This window comes from Streptomyces sp. NPDC099050, assembly GCF_044759865.1.
Classification (GTDB): Bacteria; Actinomycetota; Actinomycetes; order Streptomycetales; family Streptomycetaceae; genus Streptomyces.
In genome coordinates this window covers 282,067-300,470 of record NZ_JBIWAE010000009.1, presented here as the reverse complement: position 1 = coordinate 300,470, position 18,404 = coordinate 282,067, and the positions used below count along the sequence as shown (strand labels likewise).

Here is an 18,404-nt window from a genome sequence, read left to right as displayed (position 1 = left end):
GGATTGGGTGACATTGTCCGTATCTCGAAGCCGGGTACGCCGCATTCGCGCGCCCGGTCCCTCTTCGAAAGGCATCACCATGGCGGGCAATGACCTCGGCTCCCTCCTCGGCGGCCTCCTCGGCGGCGGCGGACAGGGCGGCAGCGGCGGCGGCAACATCCTCGGCTCCCTCCTCGGCGCCCTGATGGGCGGCGGCGGTGGCGCCGGCGGCGCCCAGGCGGCCGGAGGCGCGGGGAACAACCCGCTCGGCGGGCTGCTGGACATGCTGACCAAGTCGGGTCTGACCGACCAGGCGCAGTCCTGGGTCGGCACCGGCGAGAACCAGCCGGTCAGCGGCCCGGAGATCGCCAAGGCCCTGCCGGACGAGACCCTGGCCAAGGTCGCCGAGCAGGCGGGCGTCACCCCCGAAGCGGCCGCCGACCAGATTGCGCAGGCGCTCCCGCAGGCCGTGGACAAGCTGACCCCGCAGGGCTCGGTGCCGACCGGCTCGCTGGAGGACATCATCAAGCAGCAGAACCTCTGAGTGAGCCTCTGAGCGCCCCGGTCCGTCCGGGGGCGGTTCCCGAGGGCCCGGCGTCCCGTCCCAGCGGACGGGACGCCGGGCCCTCGAGCCGTTCCCGCTGGCTACCCTGAGGCAGGCACCGCAGCCCAACCCCCCCGTACACCCTGGAGCACCCCGTGAGAACCGCCGTCGTCATCGGAACCGGACTGATCGGCACCTCCGCGGCGCTCGCCCTGGCCGCCCGCGGCATCGCCGTCCACCTGTCCGACCGAGACCAGGGGCAGGCCCGTACGGCCGCCGCGCTGGGCGCGGGCACGGAGGAGCCCTACCAGGGCAAGGCCGACCTCGCGGTCATCGCCGTACCGCCCGCGCACGTGGCCGCCGCCCTCGCCGACGCCATAGGGCGGGACCTGGCCCGCGCCTACGTGGACGTGGCCAGCGTCAAGGGCGGACCGCGCCGGGAGCTGGACGCGCTCGGCGTGGACACCAGGGCGTACATCGGCACCCACCCGATGGCGGGCAAGGAGCAGTCCGGACCGCTCGCCGCCTCCGCCGACCTCTTCGAGGGCCGGCCCTGGGTGCTGACGCCCACCCGGGAGACCGACCACGAGGTGCTGAACCTGGCGCTGGAGCTGGTGGCCCTGTGCCGGGCCGTGCCGGTGGTCATGGACGCGGACGCGCACGACCGGGCCGTCGCGCTGGTCTCCCACACCCCGCAGCTCGTCTCCAGCATGGTCGCGGCCCGGCTGGAGGAGGCCGACGAGACCGCGGTCCGGCTGTGCGGGCAGGGCATCCGCGACGTGACCCGGATCGCCGCCTCCGACCCGCGGATGTGGGTGGAGATCCTCTCGGCCAATCCGGGCCCCGTGGCGGACGTGCTCGCCGGGATCGCCGCGGACCTGGAGGAGACCGTGGAGGCCCTGCGGGGCCTGCAGTCGGCCGACGAGGCCAAGCGCCGGGACGGGGCGGCCGGCATCGAGGACGTACTGCGCCGCGGCAACGCGGGGCGGGTCCGGGTCCCGGGCAAGCACGGGGCCGCGCCGACGGTCTACGAGACGGTGGCCGTCCTCATCTCGGACCAGCCGGGCGAGCTCGCCCGGATCTTCGCCGACGCCGGCCGGGCCGGGGTCAACATCGAGGACGTACGGATCGAGCACGCGACCGGGCAGCAGGCCGGCCTGGTCCAGCTGATGGTCGAACCCCGGGCCGTGGCCGGCCTCCAGGCCGAGCTGCGCGAGCGCGGCTGGGCGCTGCGCCAGCCGTAGGGCCACCGGAGGGCGGCCCCGGGCCACCGGAGGGCGGCCCCGGGCGGCCCCGGGGCCCGCTCCGCGCCCGCCCCGCGCCCGCTCCGGTCCTGGTCCGGGACCCGCCCGGGCCCGCCTCCGGGCCCGCCCGCCGGCGCCCCGGCGGGCGGCGGCGAAAAGCCCGGTAACCTGGAGGAGGGGCGCTATTGGCGCGCCCGGACACGTACGCGCAACCAGGAAGGTGCCCGCACCGTGGAAACCGCAGCTCCGACCGCCGTGATCGTCGCCATCGACGGTCCCTCCGGCACGGGCAAGTCCAGCACTTCCAAGGCCGTGGCCGCCAAGCTCGGGCTGCGCTACCTGGACACCGGTGCCCAGTACCGGGCCATCACCTGGTGGATGATCACCAACGGCATCGACACCGAGGACCCGCAGGCGATCGCCCTCGCGGCGGGCAAGCCCGTCATCGTGTCCGGCACCGATCCGTCCGCCCCCACGATCACGGTCGACGGCCAGGACGCCTCCGGCCCGATCCGGACCCAGGAGGTCACCTCCAAGGTCAGCGCCGTGAGCGCGGTCCCCGAGGTGCGCACCCTGATCACCGAGCTGCAGCGCTCCATCGCCGCCGAGGCGGCCGACGAGGCCGAGGGCATCGTCGTGGAGGGCCGTGACATCGGCACCACCGTGCTGCCCGACGCCGACCTGAAGATCTTCCTCACCGCTTCCGCCGAGGCCCGCGCGGCCCGCCGCAGCGGCGAGCTGCGGGGCAAGGAGGCCGCGGACCTCGCGGCCACCAAGGAAGCGCTGATCAAGCGCGACGCCGCCGACTCCGGCCGCAAGACCTCCCCGCTGGCCAAGGCCGGCGACGCGGTCGAGGTGGACACCACCGAGCTCACCCTTGACAGGGTCATCGAGTGCGTAGTGACCCTGGTGGAAGAGAAGCGGGGCCGCGCGTGAGCGATACGCCCTCCCTCAAGGGTGCGGCGGTCGGCCGGAGGATCGGCATCGGGCTCATGTACGGCCTCTGGAAGCCGCGCGTGCTGGGGGCCTGGAAGGTCCCCGCCACCGGCCCCGTCATCCTGGCCGTGAACCACTCGCACAACATCGACGGGCCCATGGTCATGGGCACCGCCCCGCGGCCGCTGCACTTCCTGATCAAGAAGGAGGCGTACGTCGGTCCGCTCGGCCCCTTCCTCGACCGGATCGGGCAGGTGAAGGTGGACCGATCCGGCGCCGACCGGGGTGCCATCAGCCGCGCGCTGGGCGTCCTGGAGGGCGGCGGAGCCCTGGGGATCTTCCCCGAGGGCACCCGGGGCGAGGGCGACTTCGCCTCGCTGCGCGCGGGACTCGCGTACTTCGCGGTCCGCTCCGGGGCACCCGTGGTGCCGGTCGCCGTCCTCGGCAGCACCGCGCGCGCCGGCCGCGTCGTCAAGGCGCTGCCGCGACTGAAGAGCAGGGTCGACATCGTCTTCGGCGATGCCTTCGACGCCGGGGACGGCAGTGGCCGCCGGACCCGTACCGCGCTGGACCAGGCCACCGTACGCATCCAGGACCGGCTGACCGCCCACCTGGCCGACGCCAAGCGCCTCACCGGGCGCTGAGCGAGACTTGACCTAGTAGTGGAACCGCGCTGCGCGGGCCCCACCGATCACCACGAACGACGAGGAACGGACTTCATGAACGACCAGCAAGACCACGGAGCACTTGGCGACGCCGAGTACGCGGAGTTCATGGAGCTCGCCGCGGAAGAGGGCTTCGACATCGAGGACGTCGAGGGCGCTCTCCAGGAAGCCGGCCACGGCCCGCTCCCGGTCCTCGCCGTCGTCGGCCGCCCGAACGTCGGCAAGTCGACCCTGGTGAACCGGATCATCGGCCGCCGCGAGGCGGTCGTCGAGGACAAGCCCGGCGTCACCCGCGACCGCGTCACCTACGAGGCCGAGTGGGCCGGCCGCCGCTTCAAGGTCGTCGACACCGGCGGCTGGGAGCAGGACGTCCTCGGCATCGACGCCTCCGTCGCCGCCCAGGCCGAGTACGCCATCGAGGCCTGCGACGCGGTCGTCTTCGTGGTGGACGCCAAGGTCGGCGCCACCGACACCGACGAGGCCGTCGTCCGCCTCCTGCGCAAGGCCGGCAAGCCCGTCGTGCTGTGCGCCAACAAGGTCGACGGCCAGAGCGGCGAGTCCGACGCGGCCTCGCTGTGGTCCCTGGGCCTCGGCTACCCGCACCCGGTCTCCTCCCTGCACGGCCGCGGCACCGGCGACATGCTCGACGCCGTCCTGGAGGCCCTGCCCGAGGCCCCCGAGCAGACCTTCGGCACCGCCGTCGGCGGTCCGCGCCGGATCGCGCTCATCGGCCGCCCGAACGTCGGCAAGTCCTCCCTCCTGAACAAGGTCGCCAAGGAGGACCGCGTCGTCGTCAACGAGATGGCCGGCACCACCCGCGACCCGGTCGACGAGCTGATCCAGCTCGGCGGGGTCACCTGGAAGTTCATCGACACCGCGGGCATCCGCAAGAAGGTCCACCTCCAGCAGGGCGCCGACTACTACGCCTCGCTGCGCACGGCCGCCGCCGTGGAGAAGGCCGAGGTCGCGGTCATCCTGATCGACACGACCGAGCAGATCTCCGTCCAGGACCAGCGCATCATCACCATGGCCGTCGAGGCGGGCCGCGCGATCGTGATCGCGTACAACAAGTGGGACAACCTCGACGAGGAGCGCCGCTACTACCTCGAGCGCGAGATCGAGACCGAGATGCAGCAGGTCGCCTGGGCGCCCCGGGTGAACGTCTCCGCGCTCACCGGCCGCCACATGGAGAAGCTGGTCCCGGCCATCGAGACCGCGCTCGCCGGCTGGGAGATGCGCATCCCGACCGGCCGGCTGAACGCCTTCCTCGGCGAGGTCGTCGCCGCCCACCCGCACCCGGTCCGTGGCGGCAAGCAGCCGCGCATCCTGTTCGGTACGCAGGCGGGCAGCAAGCCGCCGCGGTTCGTCCTCTTCGCCTCGGGCTTCCTGGAGCACGGCTACCGCCGCTTCATCGAGCGCCGCCTGCGCGAGGAGTTCGGCTTCGAGGGGACCCCGATCCACATCTCGGTCCGCGTCCGCGAGAAGCGCGGTGCGCAGCACAAGCGCAAGATGTAGTGGCGGTTCGGCAGGACGGGCCGGGGCTAGTAGCCCCGGCGCGGAGCGGGCGGCAGGGCCGCCGGGATGTGCTGCATCCCGGTCTGGTGCTGCCGCCCGCTCGCGTATCCGGCCCCGGCGTACGAGTACTGCGGCTGCGGGGCGGGCAAGGGCTGCCAGACGTCCGCCTGCTGCCCGGCGTGCTGTCCCGCCGGCTGCCATGAGGAACCGTTCCAGCCGCTCCCGTAGGAACCCGCGGAGCCCGTGGCGGACCCGCTGCCGTACGCGCCCGCTCCGCTGCCGTACGCGCCGCTGTAAGGGCCCCCGTACGAGAACGCCGTGAAGCCGAGGTCCTCCTCGCCCGTGCGGTCGCCGGGCAGGGCCCTGAAGGCGCGCAGGTACTCCGAGTACAGCGTGTCGTAGATGGGGGTGTGCGAGGCGGTCGGAGAGCTCCCCAGCTCCCGTACGGGGCGCATCGGGGGGACGCTGCTCGGATAGGACGGGGCGCGGGAGACATCGTAGGAATGCACGTATCTGCCAACGAAACCGGCGCCCCACGGATGCGGGGTCGCGGGGCGGAAAACGCAGATCGCCGGGGGTGCGCGGGACGGACCGCGCACCCCCGGCGCACACCGCCCGGCCCCCTGGGCGGGGGTCGGACGGCCGTTTCGGGGACGGAAGGCAGAACTGGGGCGGAAGGGCGGGGGGAGCCCCCGGATCCCGGGGCTCAGGCGCCCGGGGTGCCCGCCAGCGGCATCGAGGCGGCGACCAGCTTGCCGTTGCGGGCGGCCTTGTCCAGGGCGTCGCGCAGCAGGTCCTCGCGGGGCTGCTGGCCGATGGTGCCGACCGGAGCGGCGTACACCAGGACGCGCTGGGTCTTGTTGACGGCGGCCCGCCAGCCGTCGGTGACCGACAGCGGCCGGTGCGCCTGCCACCAGGCGATCTGACCGGGCTGGAGCACCGAGTGCAGCTGGCCGGCGGCGAGCAGGATCGACCAGCCGCTCAGGGCCTGCGGGACCTCTTCGGTGTCGGTCATCGGGATGAAGCCCTGCTCGATGAGGAGCGGGAGGAAGTCGTCGCCGGGGCCGGTGGTGCCGGGGCGCGCGATGGGCGCGGTCGGCTCCACCACGAGGGCCGGGTGCAGCTCCCCGTTGATCAGGATCAGGCCGCTGGTGATGCCGAGGACGGCCTGGCCGCCCGGCACGGACTGCGGTACGTCGCCGGCGGGGGACGCCGGGGCGGGGCTGTCGCCCGTGATGGAGCGGACGGCGCCCTGGAGGTCCGCCTCGGGTACGGAGACGACCTGCGAGGGGATGCAGCCGGCGTGGGCGAAGGCCAGGACGGCCGTCTCGTCGCCGACGAACAGCACGGTGCTGGTCTGCTCGCGCTCGGAGTCCCCGGGGGTGCGGCAGGACGTGCAGTCGTAGCTTCCCGGGGATCCGTCACCCGCGAGCAGCCGCTCGGCCTCCTCGTCGCCGATCTCGGCACGTACCTCATCACTGACTTCGAGCATGCGCGGCACGGGGTGGCTCCTCGGACTAGGCGTGCGGGGCCGGGGGGTTCCGGCTCGCCGGGCTCAACGGGGGAGTGGCGGCCGGGGTCACGCCGTTTGAGGGAACGGAATCGAACCGGACCCCCGAAGGAGTGAACGGTCCGACCGGGCCGTTCTTTTGGTACCAACTCTTTTTTGGTTGTGCGCAGTTGATGGCCGGTGCTGGCCGTTTTTCCGGTGGGCCGAGCGGGTGGGGGCGCGCGGGGCACGGTGTGGCGGGCGCGGGGGGTGGTACGGGGCTGCGTAGCGTGACGCGATGCGCAACTTCGGGGTTCCGGGTGGGGTGGGCGCGGCGGCGCTGCTGCTCCTCGTGTCCGCGTCGACGGTGGCGGTCGCGGTGGCGGCGCCGCCCCCGCCCAGGCCGGGGGCGCCCGGCCGGGCGGTGGACTGCGGGCCCGGCGGGCAGTGGCCCTGGGACTGCGTGGCCGACTGCGAGAGCGGGGGCCGCTGGGCGGTGAACACGGGGAACGGCTTCTACGGCGGACTGCAGTTCTGGCAGCCGACGTGGGAGGAGCACGGGGGGCTGGCCTTCGCACCGAGGGCGGACCTCGCCAGCCGGGAGCAGCAGATCCGGGTGGGGGAGGAACTGCTGGGGAGCCAGGGCTGGGAGGCGTGGCCCGTGTGCGCGAAGCGGTACGGGCTGGCGGGGCGGATGCACGTGGTGCGCGGCGGGGACACGCTGGTGGGGATCGCGCGGAGGCATCGGGTGCGGGGTGGGTGGCAGGCGCTGTACGCCTCGAACCGGGGGGTGGTCGGGCCGCGGCCCGAGGCGCTGCGGATCGGCATGCTGCTGGTGCTGCCGCCTGTGGGGGAGGAAGCGCCCGCGGGCGTGACGCCTCCGGCCCCGCCGGCCCCGGCCGTACCGGCCTCGCAGGCCCCGGCCGTACCGGCCCCGGGGGCGTCGGCTGCGCCGCTCCGGCCCGAGCCGTCCGTGAGTCCCGGCCCGGTGGGATAGCGGGCGGCGGGCGGGTGCGGGTGGGTGGGGTGGGCCCTGCGGGGGCTGTCCCCTACCCGCCCTTCCACCGTTCCCAGGGCCGGCCCTGACCCGGTCCTCAAGCGCCGGACGGGCTGGGAGGGGTGCCGGGCTGCGCCCGGACCCCCTGGGGCTCCGCCCCAGACCCCGGTCCTCAAGCGCCGGACGGGCTGGGAGGGGTGCCGGGCTGCGCCCGGACCCCCTGGGGCTCCGCCCCAGACCCCGGTCCTCAAACGCCGGACGGCTGGATTTGCTGCGCCCGGACTCCGGTCCTCAAGCGCCGGGCGGGTGGGTCAGGCCGGGTGGCCGAGGGCTGGGTCGTGGTCGGGGACGGGCTGGGTGGGGATGCGCGGGGCGGCGGAGGTGGCCGGGGTCTCGGGGGTCTGCTGGGCGGGCAGGCGTACCGGCTCCGCGTCCGTGCATTCCATCGTGCGCGGGAGCTTCAGGGCCATCAGGGCGCCCGCCAGGAGCAGGGCGGCGCTGACGAACAGCGTCACGTGCAGGCCGTGGACGAAGGAGTGCCGGGCGGCCGCGAACAGGGACTCGCCCGCCGGGCCGCCGAGGCGGGCCGCGATCTGGTAGGCCTCGCCCAGGGAGTGGGAGGCGCCGGTGGAGTCGGCTTGCGAGACCCCGGGGACGGACGCCAGGCCCGGCGCGTAGGCCGCGTTCATCACGCTGCCCAGCAGCGCGATGCCCATGCCCGCACCGAGCTGGTAGGAGGTCTCGCCGATGGAGGCGGCGCCGCCGGCCGTCGAGGCCGGAGCCTCGCTCAGCATGGACTCGTAGGCGGCGAAGAGGGTCGTCTGGAGGCCGAAGCCGAGCAGGACGAAGCCCACCGTCAGCAGGACCGGCCGGTCGTGCTGGCCCATGAAGGTCAGGAGCAGCACCGCGCCGGCGGTCAGTACGAAGCCCAGCGAGACCATCCTGCGCGGTCCGGTCCGGGACAGCGTGTACGAGCCGGTCGCGCCCGCCGCCATCGCGGCGAAGGTGAGCGGCAGCAGGCGCAGCCCGGTCTCCAGGGGGCTCAGGTGCAGCACGAGCTGGAGGTACTGGACGGCGATCAGCTCCAGGCCGACCAGCGCCAGCATGGCCAGCACGATGCAGCCCACGGAGGTGGTGAAGGCCGGCCGGGAGAACATCCGCATGTCGATCAGCGGGTGCGCGCGGCGCTTCTGGCGCCGTACGAACAGGACGAGTAGCCCGGCCCCGATCAGGAGGGGGAGCAGTGCCTGAGGGTCGGCGAGCTGGCGCTCCGCGCCGAGCCGCTTGATCCCGAGGACCGCGCCGAGCACGCCGCCGGCGGCCATGAGCGCACCGAGCACGTCCCAGGGTCCGTCGCAGGAGCCCTTGGATTCGGGCAGCAGCCAGCGTCCCAGCGGCAGGATCATGATCATGAGCGGGATGTTGATGAGGAAGACGGAGCCCCACCAGAAGTGCTGGACCAGGAAGCCGCCGAGGACGGGGCCACTGGCGGCGCCGACGGCGGCCACGGCCGTCCAGATGCCGATGGCGAGGGCCCGCTCGCGCCGGTCGGGGAAGACCTGGCGCAGGATCGACAGGGTGGCCGGCATGATCATCGCGCCGCCGACGCCGAGCAGGGCGCGCGCGGCGATCAGGACCTGGGCGCTGTCGGCGAGGGCGGCCAGGGCCGAGGCCGCGCCGAAGAGCCCGTAGCCGAGGAGCAGGACGCGACGGCGGCCCACGCGGTCACCGAGGGTGCCGAACAGGATGAGGAGGGCGGCGCAGACCAGCGGGTACGCGTCGACGATCCAGAGGAGTTCCATCGGGCCGGGACGGAGGTCTTCGGTGACGGAGGGGACGGCTACGTGCAGGATCGTCGCGTCGAGCGCCACGAGCACGAGGCTCACGCAGAGGACCCCGAGCACGGCCCAGCGGTTGGCCCCGCCGGAGGCCGCGCCGAGTCGCCGCAGTCGCTGCCAGGGGGAAGGGTTCCTGTCGCCGGTCACGTTCGTCCCCGACATGCATGTACCTCCCAGGTGATCCCTCGCACTCGGCGGACCAGCGTCTTTTCGGGGCCACGGATGGGGAGGGTGGCGTCCTGCGGGGTCCGGCGTCGACACGCGAGTGAAGAGTCAGCGTACGCGAGTTCGGCTGTCCGACACGTGGCCAAGCTCTCATCCCGCCGTCGGCCGCGCTGTGGTGTGCGCCACTCGTCCCACCTCGGCCGTTCGTGTTCGGGCGCGACCGCCCCGGACCTCGATAATCATGCCCGTGAAGGATCTTGGATTTCGCCGGGCCGCGCCCGCTCTGGCCGTGTTCGTGGCGGTCCGGCTGCTCGGGCTCACCGTGCTCGCGGTGTGGGGGGCGGTGGCCGGCAGCAGCCCGCACACCCTGCTCTCGGCCCGCTGGGACTCCCTCTGGTACGCCCGCATCGCCGCCGAGGGGTACGGGTACGAGGTGGCGCTCCCCAACGGCGACGTCCACTCCAACCTTGCCTTCTTCCCGCTGCTGCCCTGGCTGGAGCGGCTGGTCTCGGCCGTCACCGGGCTCGGCCACGGATCCGCCGGCCTGGTGGTGTCGGCGCTCGCCGGGCTCGCCGCGGCCTGGGGGATCTTCGCCGTCGCCGAGTCGGTCCACGGCAGCCGGGCCGGGGTGTTCGCCGTCGGGGTCTGGGCCGCGCTGCCCGTCGGGATCGTGCAGTCGATGGCGTACAGCGAGTCGCTGTTCACCGCGCTGGCCGCCTGGAGCCTCTACGGGGTCCTGCGCGGGCACTGGCTCACCGCCGGCCTGCTCGCGGCCGGTGCGGGGCTGACCCGGCCGGTCGGAGCCGCCGTGGTCGCGGCGGTGTGGGTGGCCGCCGCCCTGGCCCTGCGCGGAGGGGAGCGCTCCTGGCGGCCGGTGGCGGGGGCGCTGCTGGCCCCGCTGGGCGCGGCGGCGTACGTGCTGTGGGTGGGCGCGCGCACCGGCGGCGGCCCGACCGGGTACCTCGACGTCCAGGGCGGCTGGGGCAACGGCTTCGACGGCGGCCTGGCGTTCGCCCGGTTCATCGGGGCGCGGCTGGCCTCCCCGGGCTTGCCCGCCCCGCTCGCCGGGACCGGGCTGATCGCCGGGGTCGCGCTGGTGCTGTGGCTGTACGCGCTCTGCGTGCGGCGGCGCCAGCCGGCGGCGCTGCTGGTGTACGCGGGGATCGTGGTGGCGCTGGCCCTGTGCGCCTCCGGGTACTTCGGCTCCAAGCCCCGGCTGCTGCTGCCGGCCTTCCCGCTGGTGTTCCCGCCGGCGGCGGCGCTGGCCCGGTGGCGGACGGGTCGGGCGGTCGCGGTACTGGTCGCGGGGGCCGCCGCCTCGGCCGCGTACGGGGCCTTCTGGCTGAACGGTTCGGGGCCGCCGTGAGGCGTGGGGCGGGCCGGGCCGGAGGGGCCCGCCGGCCCATGATCACGGAATGAAAGATTCCGCTCCATCTTTGGGCAAAGCAATTGAGCGGGAGTGATAAACGCGGCCTAAGTATGCGAGGAAAATACGGGAGGAAGGGGCCTTCCCCGCTCCAACCAAAGGTCGAATGCCGGGAATTAAGTCCCGCGTGAGAGCAACTCCACATCACATGGTCATCACAAAGCCCGCGATTCGACCGGGCCGCCCATCGGCGCGCGGTAACGTCGATTGAGTGCGTACCGACCAAATCCTGCCCAGACTGGAGCGGGTGTTCGCCCGGCTGGACCGGGAACCAGAGCGACCGGCTCATCTGCAAACACCGCGGATGAGCCGGCACCGCGTCGTGCTCCTCGGGTCGACCCTCGGCATCTACCTCGCCATCGTCGTCGCGGTCCTGACCACCTCCTGGCTCGTCCGCCTCGACTGGCAGATCATGTTCTTCCGGCCGTACGAGCAGTGGCCGCAGCTCCACGCCTTCCTCGACTACCTCGTCGTCCTGGGCCAGCGCGGCCCCACCGCGGTCATGGTCGCCGCGTGGCTCGGCTGGCGGTCCTGGCGGCAGCACACCCTCCGCCCGCTGATCACCCTCGGCGTGGCGCTGCTGCTGCTCAACATCACCGTGGGCGCCGTCAAGCTCGGCCTGGGCCGGCTCGGTCCGCACTACGCCACCGAGATCGGCTCCGCCGAGCTCTTCGCGGGCGGCGATATATTTCCTTCCGGCCACACCGCCAACGCCGTGGTGACCTGGGGGATCCTGGCCTACCTGGCCTCCACGGGGGTCACCCGCCGGGTGCTCTCCCTGGTCTCCGCCGTGGTCTCCCTGAGCGTCGGCGCGACCACCGTCTACCTCGGCACCCACTGGGTCAGCGACGTCCTGCTCGGCTGGCTCGCCGGCCTGCTGGTGCTGCTGGCGCTGCCGTGGTTCGAGCCGCTCATCGCCTGGGTCGAGGCCTACGTCTTCGACCTGCGCGCGCGGCTGCGCAGCCTCGTGGAAGCCGGGCAGGTGCCCGAGGCCCTCACCGGGGTGCTCGTCCCGCTGCTCTCGGCCGGCGGCAAGTGGCAGCTCCAGCGGACCGCCGGGGACCTGTCCGGGCGGCGCCCGGCGCCTGAGCCCGCGGCGCCCGTGCCCGCCGTACAGCCCGTGCCGGCCATGCAGCCCGTGCCCGCCGTACAGTCCGTACCCGCCGTACAGCCCGTCGTCCTGCGGCAGCCGGCCGAGACGGTCCAGGTCCCGGTTCCGGCGTCGGCGGGCGGCGTGGCCGCTGCCTCGGCTCCTGCTCCCACTTCCGCTCCCGCTTCCGCGCAGAGCGGGGGGCACCAGCCGGCCGCCCGGCCCGCCGCCCACCTCTCCGCCCGTCCGCACCTGATCCGTTCCGAGCGGACCCCGCTCACCCCGGCCGGCAGCCGCCGCCCGGCCCACGCCGAGCGCGCCCCGGCGCGCGGCGCGGCGCCCCGGCCGGCCGCCGGCGGCTGAGCCGGACGGTACGCACCCCCTCCGCTCGCACGTCCACGGCGGGCCCCGGTTCGACGACCGGGGCCCGCCGCGGCGCGTCCGGGGCCGACCCCGGCCCTTTCGCGGCCGGACCCGGCCGCGAAAGGGCCGGGACGTCAGCGCCGCGCCCGGACGTTCCTCCATACCGGGTCACGCTTGGGTCACGGATTGTCGACAGTCTCCCACGGCGGAGTTCGTCTGGACCTTTTATTCGCCGTCCCGCGACACGCCCGGGGTGAATTCTGTTTCGAATTCCGGTGAAACTCTCAGGAATTGTGGCCGGAGTGCACTCGGGGCCCCGCCGCTTCCTTACAACTCCTTCACTTCTCCGGCCGCTTCGCGCGGCTCCAGAGACCTGCCGAGCCGATCTCGCGCGGCCCGGATGTGGTCCGTCAGCTCGGCCGGTTCGACGACCTCGAACTCACACCCGATCAGCATGACGTGAATCACCAGGACATCGAGGTTGACCGCCCCGGTGCGCAGGATGCAGCTCTGGTCGTCGAGCGGCTCCAGGGTCCCGTCGGCCGGCCCGATGATCCGCGCGGCCTCCTGCTCGGGCACGCGCAGCCGGATGACCGCGTGGGCCGCGTACACCCGCTGGGAGATGCCCCGCGAGACGTACGCGGCGAGGTCCTCGGCGGGCGGCGGGCGCGGGGTGAAGCGCGGTCCGTGCGGGGGCCTGGGCTCGATCCGGTCCACCCGGAAGGTCCGCCAGTCCTCCCGGTCCAGGTCCCAGGCGACGAGGTACCAGCGGCGTTCGCTGCACACCAGCCGGTGCGGTTCGACGGTCCTGCGGGTGCCCGTGCCCCCGTGGTCCCGGTAGTCGAAGCGCAGCCGCTCGGTGTCGCGGCAGACGCCGGCCAGCTCGGTCAGTACGGAGGGGTCGATCGTGGACGCACCCGCCCCGCGGAGCATGGGGACGGTGAAACGGTTCAGCGCGGACACCCGGGCCCGCAGCCGGGACGGCAGCACCTGCTCGAGCTTCGCCAGCGCCCGTACGGAGGCCTCGCCGATGCCCTCCACGCCGTTTCCGGCGGCGGTCCGCAGCCCGACCGCCACCGCGACGGCCTCGTCGTCGTCGAGCAGCAGCGGCGGCAGTTCGGCCCCGGCCCCCAGCTGGTAGCCGCCGCCGGTGCCCGGACTGGCGTTCACGGGGTAGCCGAGCTCCCGCAGCCGGTCCACGTCCCGGCGCACGGTCCGCGCCGTCACGCCGAGCCGGCCGGCCAGGTCGGCCCCGGTCCATTCCCGGTGGGCCTGCAACAGGGACAACAGGCGCAGCAGCCGCGCGGAAGTATCGAGCATGTCCGCAGTCTGCCTCCAGGAACCGGGGAAACCCGACCGGGGTCACACCGGAAGCGGGTGGACCGCGGCCCGGCGGACCGACAAACTTGCGGCGCTAGGTTTTGTGATCCCGGCCTGCCAGGAGGCGCAGTGTCCTTCGTTCCCACCGACCCGCTCGGGCTCGACGAACTCCTCACGCCCGAGGACCTCGCCATCCGGGACACCGTCCGCGGCTGGGCCGCGGACCGGGTCCTGCCGCACATCGCCGAGTGGTACGAGAACGGCGAGCTGCCCGGGATCCGGGAGATCGCCAAGGAGCTCGGCGCCCTCGGGGCGCTCGGCATGTCGCTCCAGGGGTACGGCTGCGCGGGCGCGAGCGCCGTCCAGTACGGGCTCGCCTGCCTGGAACTGGAGGCCGCCGACTCCGGGATCCGCTCGCTGGTCTCCGTACAGGGCTCGCTCGCGATGTACGCGATCTGGAAGTACGGCTCCGAGGAGCAGAAGCAGCGGTGGCTGCCCGGCATGGCGGCCGGCGAGCTCATCGGCTGCTTCGGGCTGACCGAGCCGGACGTCGGCTCGGACCCCGGTGCGATGCGTACGCACGCCAAGCGGGACGGCTCGGACTGGGTGCTGAACGGCCGCAAGATGTGGATCACCAACGGTTCGGTGGCCGCCGTGGCCGTCGTCTGGGCGCAGACCGAGGAGGGGATCCGCGGGTTCGCGGTCCCCACGGACAGCGCCGGCTTCTCCGCCCCGGAGATCAAGCACAAGTGGTCCCTGCGCGCCTCGGTGACCAGCGAGCTGGTCATGGACGACGTACGGCTGCCCGCCGACGCGGTGCTTCCGGGCGTCACCGGGCTCAAGGGGCCGCTCGGCTGTCTCAGCCACGCGCGGTACGGGATCGTCTGGGGATCCATGGGCGCGGCGCGCGCCAGCTTCGAGTCGGCGCTCGGTTACGCGAAGACGCGCGAGCAGTTCGGCAGGCCCATCGGTGGCTTCCAGCTCACCCAGGCCAAGCTCGCGGACATGGCGGTGGAGCTCCACAAGGGGATCCTGCTCGCCCACCACCTGGGGCGGAGGATGGACGCGGGGACCCTGCGCCCGGAGCAGATCAGCTTCGGCAAGCTCAACAACGTCCGCGAGGCCATCGACATCTGCCGCACCGCGCGGACGATCCTCGGTGCCAACGGGATCTCCCTCGAATACCCCGTCATGCGGCACGCCACCAACCTCGAATCGGTCCTCACTTACGAGGGCACCGTCGAGATGCACCAGCTCGTGCTGGGCAAGGCGCTCACCGGGCTCGACGCCTTCCGCTAGGCCGCGTGGGCCCCGCTGGATGCCGGGAGGGCCGGAAGGAACCGGAGGCGGCCGGTGAGGGTCCCCCAGCCAACGCTGGGAGGTGCCCCCGGGCTCAGCTCTGGTTGAAGAAGTCGCGCGAGCGGCCGCCGGACTCGCCGCTCACGATCTGGGTGTCGGCCGGGGTCAGCAGGAAGACCCTGGTCGCCACCCGCTCGATCGAACCGCGCAGACCGAAGGTCAGACCGGCCGCGAAGTCGACCACGCGCTTCGCGTCGCCCGGGTCCATCGAGGACAGGTTCACGATGACCGGGACACCGTCGCGGAACAGCTCGCCGATGCCGCGGGCGTCGCGGAAACCGTCCGGGGTGACCGTCGCGATGCGGCGGCCCTGATCGACGGCGGACTCCGACGCCACCTTGACGCGCGGGTCCGTGACCCACTGCTCGCCGGGGCCGACCACCGAACCCCCCTGCGGGGCCTCCGCGTAGTCGTCGTCGTAGTAACGCTCGTCGTCGCTGTCCTCTACGAGACCCAGCCAGGCACTCGCCTTGCGTACCGAACCCATGGACGCCTCCTTTCATCGCGGTCAGTCTGTCTTCTCTTCCGCGTCCCTATCGTCGTCCATGATGCTGACAACGCGCCAAGTGGATAGTCGCCGCGCAGGGGTTTCGTGACGGTACTGGTGCAGAACATCCGTTGCACCGTCAAGGATCCGGGCGGCTACCGCTGCTGACTGAGTGAAAATACGACCGGCGCCGCCGTACGGGTGACCGATGGGGGCGTACGGGTGACGGCCGGTCTCGCTACCATGCCCGTCAGCACGCGTATGACACACGGGGGAATCGTTTTGTTCGGCATCGTCAGACCCTGCACGCACCGCCTCGGGGAACGGTTCAAGACGGAGTGGATGGCCCATCTCTGCGGACTGTGCCTGGCACTTCGGGGGGACCACGGCCAGTTCGCGAGGATCGTGACCAACTACGACGGGCTGCTCGTCTCCGTTCTGACGGAGGCTCAGTCGGGTCCCGCTCCGGGCTCCCGGCGCACCGCCGGTCCCTGTCCACTGCGCGGGATGCGCAGCGCGGCCGTGGCCAACGGCGAGGGGGCCCGGCTCGCCGCGGCCGTCTCGCTGGTCCTGGCCTCCGCGAAGGTGCGCGACCACGTGGCCGACCGGGACGGCCTGTTGGCCCGCGCCCCGATCGCCCTCGCCGCGCGCCGGGTGGCCCGTGGCTGGGACCGGGCGGGTGCCCGTACCGGCGCCTCGCTCGGCTTCGACACGGCCGTGCTCGTCGATGCCGTGGACCGGCAGGCGGGCATCGAGACCCTCGCCGGAGCCGGCACGCCGGTGCTCGTGGTGACCGAGCCCACGGAGACCGCCACGGCCGCCGCCTTCGCCCATACCGCGACCCTCGCCGGTCGGCCAGGCAACGCTCCCGCGCTCGCGGAGGCGGGAGGCTACTTCGGGCGGCTCGCGCACCTGCTGGACGCCGTCGAGGACCAGGCCGCGGACGCGGCGGCGGGCGCCTGGAACCCGCTGACCGCCACCGGGACCCCCCGTACCGAGGCGCGCAGGCTGTGCGACGACGCGCTGCGGGGCATCCGGCTGGCGCTGCGGGAGGTGGAGTTCGCCGACGCGGGGCTCGCACACCGGCTGCTCGTGCACGAGCTGCGCACCTCGGTGGACCGGGCCTTCGGGACCGCGGGCTGCGCCCATACCGGCCACACGGGGACCGACCGGGCGCCAGAGGGCTCCTTCGGTCCGCCCCCGGTGGACTTCGGCCCGCCGCCGGCGCCCCCGCGCAAGCCGCGCCGGGACCTGCTGCCGGGCTGCGCGGTGGCCCTGGGGCTGTTCTGCACCTGCCAGCTGTGCTGCACGGACCACGAGGGTCCGTGGTCCCGGGAGAAGAAGGACGCGTGGTGCGGCAACTGTGACTGCGGCCCGAATTGCGACGGATGCGGCTGCGGCTGCGGGGACTGCTGCTGCTGTCCCTGCGACGGCTGCTGAGGACGTTCAGGCTCCGCTTCGGCTCCGGCTTGGTGACGGGTTGGTTCCGGTTTGGTGCGGGCTTGGCCGGGCCCCTCGCATCGGTGATTCAGTAGGGCGATTTCCAGCCGTTCCGGGGATCGATGGGGGAGGGGTGATGGCGCGGCCTGCTCTGCGGCAAGGGAGTATGTCGGCCGGGTCGGTCGGACGTCAGCGGACAGTGGCTGGAATCGGCTCTTGCCGGGCGGGTCTGACGGCAGAAATTCTTCGATAGCATTTACCGGGTTTGTCAGGGGCACGGCGAACGGCGTCAAGCCGGTCGTGGTTCCTGCTGCCCGCACGAGCCCGGGCACTGCACCTGGCCCCGGGCTTCGATCCCTTCGGGAGGACAATAAGTGACGATCAAGCGCAACTTCCGTTCCCGGCTCTTCGCCGTGGCCGCCGGTCTGACCGCCGTGGCCACCCTCGCGGTTCCCGCGTCGGCGTCCGAGGCCCCGAGCGGCGGCAGCGTCAATGCCGAGCGCCTCGCCGCGGTGGAGGCCTCGCTCCTGCGGGCCGACGTCGCCGGCACCGCCTGGGGCACGGATCCCGCCACGGGGACCCTCGTGGTCACCGCGGACTCCACCGTCTCGGACGCGAACATAGCGAAGATCAAGAAGGAGGCCGGGGCGAACGCCTCGGCGGTGCGCATCGAGCGGACCCACGGCAAGCTGTCGAAGCTGATCACCGGCGGCGCCGGTATCTGGACCTCGCAGTGGCGCTGCTCCCTCGGCTTCAACGTGCGCCGGGGCACTACGTACTACCTGCTGACCGCGGGCCACTGCACCGACGGTGCGGGCACCTGGTACGCCAACTCCAGCCGCACCACCAAGATCGGTGCCACGGCGGGCAGCAGCTTCCCGACGAACGACTACGGGATCGTCCGCTACGACAACAAGTCCCTGTCGCACAAGGGCGCGGTCGGTAGCCAGGACATCTCCAGCGCCGCCAGCGCCACCGTCGGCATGTCCGCCAAGCGGCGCGGCAACACCACCGGTACCCACAGCGGCAAGGTGACCGGCCTGAACTACACCGTGAACTACGGCAACGGTGAGATCGTCTACGGTCTGATCCGGACCAACATCTGCGCCGAGCCCGGCGACAGCGGCGGCCCGCTCTACTCGGGCACCCGCGCGCTCGGTCTCACCTCCGGCGGCAACGGCAACTGCACCACGGGTGGCACCACCTACTTCCAGCCCGTGAAGGAAGCCCTCTCCCGCTGGAACGTCAGCGTCTACTAGGCCCTGAGTGCCCGGGCCCCAGGGTCCGGGCGCCCGGTCCGTTCGGCGCGTGAGCACGACACCGCCCCGGACGTCCTCCCCCTGTGGGGAAGGCGTCCGGGGCATTCGTGTTTCCGGACGCGCACGGAGGCGTACGGGCGCGGGCGTCGAGAGGTCCGGACGCCGGCAGGCCCGGACTCCGAGAGGCCCGGACGCCGGCAGGCCCGGACGGCGTACCGTCCGGTTTCCGGCCGGGCCCGCGTGGAAGGGGTGAGCGGCATGAGCGCTGACGCGGACGAGACCGGCGGA

At 73.2% G+C, this 18,404-nt stretch carries 16 protein-coding genes; 11 read left to right on the top strand and 5 right to left on the bottom strand.

The genetic code is table 11. The features are described from left to right. Window positions 1–79: 79 nt before the first annotated feature. The 5 genes from ACIQV3_RS18320 (at window position 80) to der (ending at window position 4,883) form a co-directional block, all read left to right on the top strand. Entirely contained in the window at window positions 80–523 is a 444-nt protein-coding gene (locus ACIQV3_RS18320) for a YidB family protein (RefSeq protein ID WP_403713408.1), read from the top strand. A gap of 155 nt (window positions 524–678) precedes the next feature. Continuing rightward, entirely contained in the window at window positions 679–1,767 is a 1,089-nt protein-coding gene (locus tag ACIQV3_RS18315; RefSeq protein WP_327307481.1) for a prephenate dehydrogenase, read from the top strand. 231 nt (window positions 1,768–1,998) lie between these two features. Beyond that, entirely contained in the window at window positions 1,999–2,703 is a 705-nt protein-coding gene (gene cmk / locus ACIQV3_RS18310) for a (d)CMP kinase (RefSeq protein ID WP_403713407.1), read from the top strand. Further along, the gene (locus ACIQV3_RS18305) at window positions 2,700–3,347 is read left to right on the top strand and encodes a lysophospholipid acyltransferase family protein (RefSeq protein WP_403713406.1); all 648 of its coding nucleotides are present in this window, start codon (window positions 2,700–2,702) and stop codon (window positions 3,345–3,347) included. The genes cmk and ACIQV3_RS18305 overlap by 4 nt, the downstream gene beginning before the upstream one ends. A 75-nt stretch (window positions 3,348–3,422) precedes the next feature. Continuing rightward, window positions 3,423–4,883: a ribosome biogenesis GTPase Der gene (der, locus tag ACIQV3_RS18300; protein ID WP_403713405.1), complete on the top strand. Its 1,461-nt coding sequence runs from the start codon at window positions 3,423–3,425 to the stop codon at window positions 4,881–4,883. 26 nt (window positions 4,884–4,909) lie between these two features. On the opposite strand, the gene ACIQV3_RS18295 is transcribed toward der, so the two are convergent. Further along, entirely contained in the window at window positions 4,910–5,392 is a 483-nt protein-coding gene (locus tag ACIQV3_RS18295) for a hypothetical protein (RefSeq protein ID WP_403713404.1), read from the bottom strand. Between the two features lie 197 nt (window positions 5,393–5,589). Further along, window positions 5,590–6,384: a hypothetical protein gene (locus ACIQV3_RS18290; protein WP_403713403.1), complete on the bottom strand. Its 795-nt coding sequence runs from the start codon at window positions 6,382–6,384 to the stop codon at window positions 5,590–5,592. A 286-nt stretch (window positions 6,385–6,670) separates the two neighbouring features. On the opposite strand from ACIQV3_RS18290, the gene ACIQV3_RS18285 reads away from it, so the two are divergent. Then, on the top strand, window positions 6,671–7,369 hold the full coding sequence (locus ACIQV3_RS18285) for a transglycosylase family protein (RefSeq protein WP_403713402.1): 699 nt from the start codon (window positions 6,671–6,673) through the stop codon (window positions 7,367–7,369). A gap of 311 nt (window positions 7,370–7,680) precedes the next feature. Here ACIQV3_RS18285 and ACIQV3_RS18280 read toward each other — a convergent pair whose 3' ends face one another. Further along, window positions 7,681–9,369: an MFS transporter gene (locus ACIQV3_RS18280; RefSeq protein WP_403713401.1), complete on the bottom strand. Its 1,689-nt coding sequence runs from the start codon at window positions 9,367–9,369 to the stop codon at window positions 7,681–7,683. A 244-nt stretch (window positions 9,370–9,613) separates the two neighbouring features. Here ACIQV3_RS18280 and ACIQV3_RS18275 point away from each other — a divergent pair, with 244 nt between their 5' ends. Beyond that, the gene (locus ACIQV3_RS18275; RefSeq protein ID WP_403713400.1) at window positions 9,614–10,738 is read left to right on the top strand and encodes a hypothetical protein; all 1,125 of its coding nucleotides are present in this window, start codon (window positions 9,614–9,616) and stop codon (window positions 10,736–10,738) included. A 271-nt stretch (window positions 10,739–11,009) separates the two neighbouring features. Beyond that, window positions 11,010–12,251: a phosphatase PAP2 family protein gene (locus ACIQV3_RS18270; protein WP_403713399.1), complete on the top strand. Its 1,242-nt coding sequence runs from the start codon at window positions 11,010–11,012 to the stop codon at window positions 12,249–12,251. Between the two features lie 327 nt (window positions 12,252–12,578). Here ACIQV3_RS18270 and ACIQV3_RS18265 read toward each other — a convergent pair whose 3' ends face one another. Continuing rightward, a complete protein-coding gene (locus tag ACIQV3_RS18265) occupies window positions 12,579–13,571 on the bottom strand; it encodes a helix-turn-helix transcriptional regulator (protein WP_403713398.1) in 993 nt (330 codons plus the stop codon). Window positions 13,572–13,700: 129 nt separating this feature from the next. Here ACIQV3_RS18265 and ACIQV3_RS18260 point away from each other — a divergent pair, with 129 nt between their 5' ends. After that, window positions 13,701–14,870: an acyl-CoA dehydrogenase family protein gene (locus tag ACIQV3_RS18260; RefSeq protein WP_403713397.1), complete on the top strand. Its 1,170-nt coding sequence runs from the start codon at window positions 13,701–13,703 to the stop codon at window positions 14,868–14,870. A gap of 94 nt (window positions 14,871–14,964) precedes the next feature. On the opposite strand, the gene ACIQV3_RS18255 is transcribed toward ACIQV3_RS18260, so the two are convergent. Further along, entirely contained in the window at window positions 14,965–15,417 is a 453-nt protein-coding gene (locus tag ACIQV3_RS18255) for a cell division protein SepF (RefSeq protein WP_267758884.1), read from the bottom strand. 282 nt (window positions 15,418–15,699) lie between these two features. Between ACIQV3_RS18255 and ACIQV3_RS18250 the strand changes: the two genes are divergently transcribed. After that, complete coding sequence (locus tag ACIQV3_RS18250) at window positions 15,700–16,857, top strand: DUF5685 family protein (protein WP_403713396.1); 1,158 nt, start codon at window positions 15,700–15,702, stop codon at window positions 16,855–16,857. A gap of 374 nt (window positions 16,858–17,231) precedes the next feature. After that, window positions 17,232–18,116 (top strand): S1 family peptidase, encoded by an 885-nt coding sequence (locus ACIQV3_RS18245; protein WP_403713395.1) that lies wholly within the window; start codon window positions 17,232–17,234, stop codon window positions 18,114–18,116. Window positions 18,117–18,404: the final 288 nt, after the last annotated feature.

Excerpts from the sequence above, each read along its gene's own strand:
- der (WP_403713405.1), top strand. The coding sequence starts at position 3,423 with ATGAACGACCAGCAAGACCACGGAGCACTTGGCGACGCCGAGTACGCG.
- ACIQV3_RS18280 (WP_403713401.1), bottom strand. The coding sequence starts at position 9,369 with ATGTCGGGGACGAACGTGACCGGCGACAGGAACCCTTCCCCCTGGCAG.
- ACIQV3_RS18275 (WP_403713400.1), top strand. The coding sequence starts at position 9,614 with ATGCCCGTGAAGGATCTTGGATTTCGCCGGGCCGCGCCCGCTCTGGCC.
- ACIQV3_RS18320 (WP_403713408.1), top strand. The coding sequence starts at position 80 with ATGGCGGGCAATGACCTCGGCTCCCTCCTCGGCGGCCTCCTCGGCGGC.
- ACIQV3_RS18255 (WP_267758884.1), bottom strand. The coding sequence starts at position 15,417 with ATGGGTTCGGTACGCAAGGCGAGTGCCTGGCTGGGTCTCGTAGAGGAC.
- ACIQV3_RS18265 (WP_403713398.1), bottom strand. The coding sequence starts at position 13,571 with ATGCTCGATACTTCCGCGCGGCTGCTGCGCCTGTTGTCCCTGTTGCAG.
- ACIQV3_RS18285 (WP_403713402.1), top strand. The coding sequence starts at position 6,671 with ATGCGCAACTTCGGGGTTCCGGGTGGGGTGGGCGCGGCGGCGCTGCTG.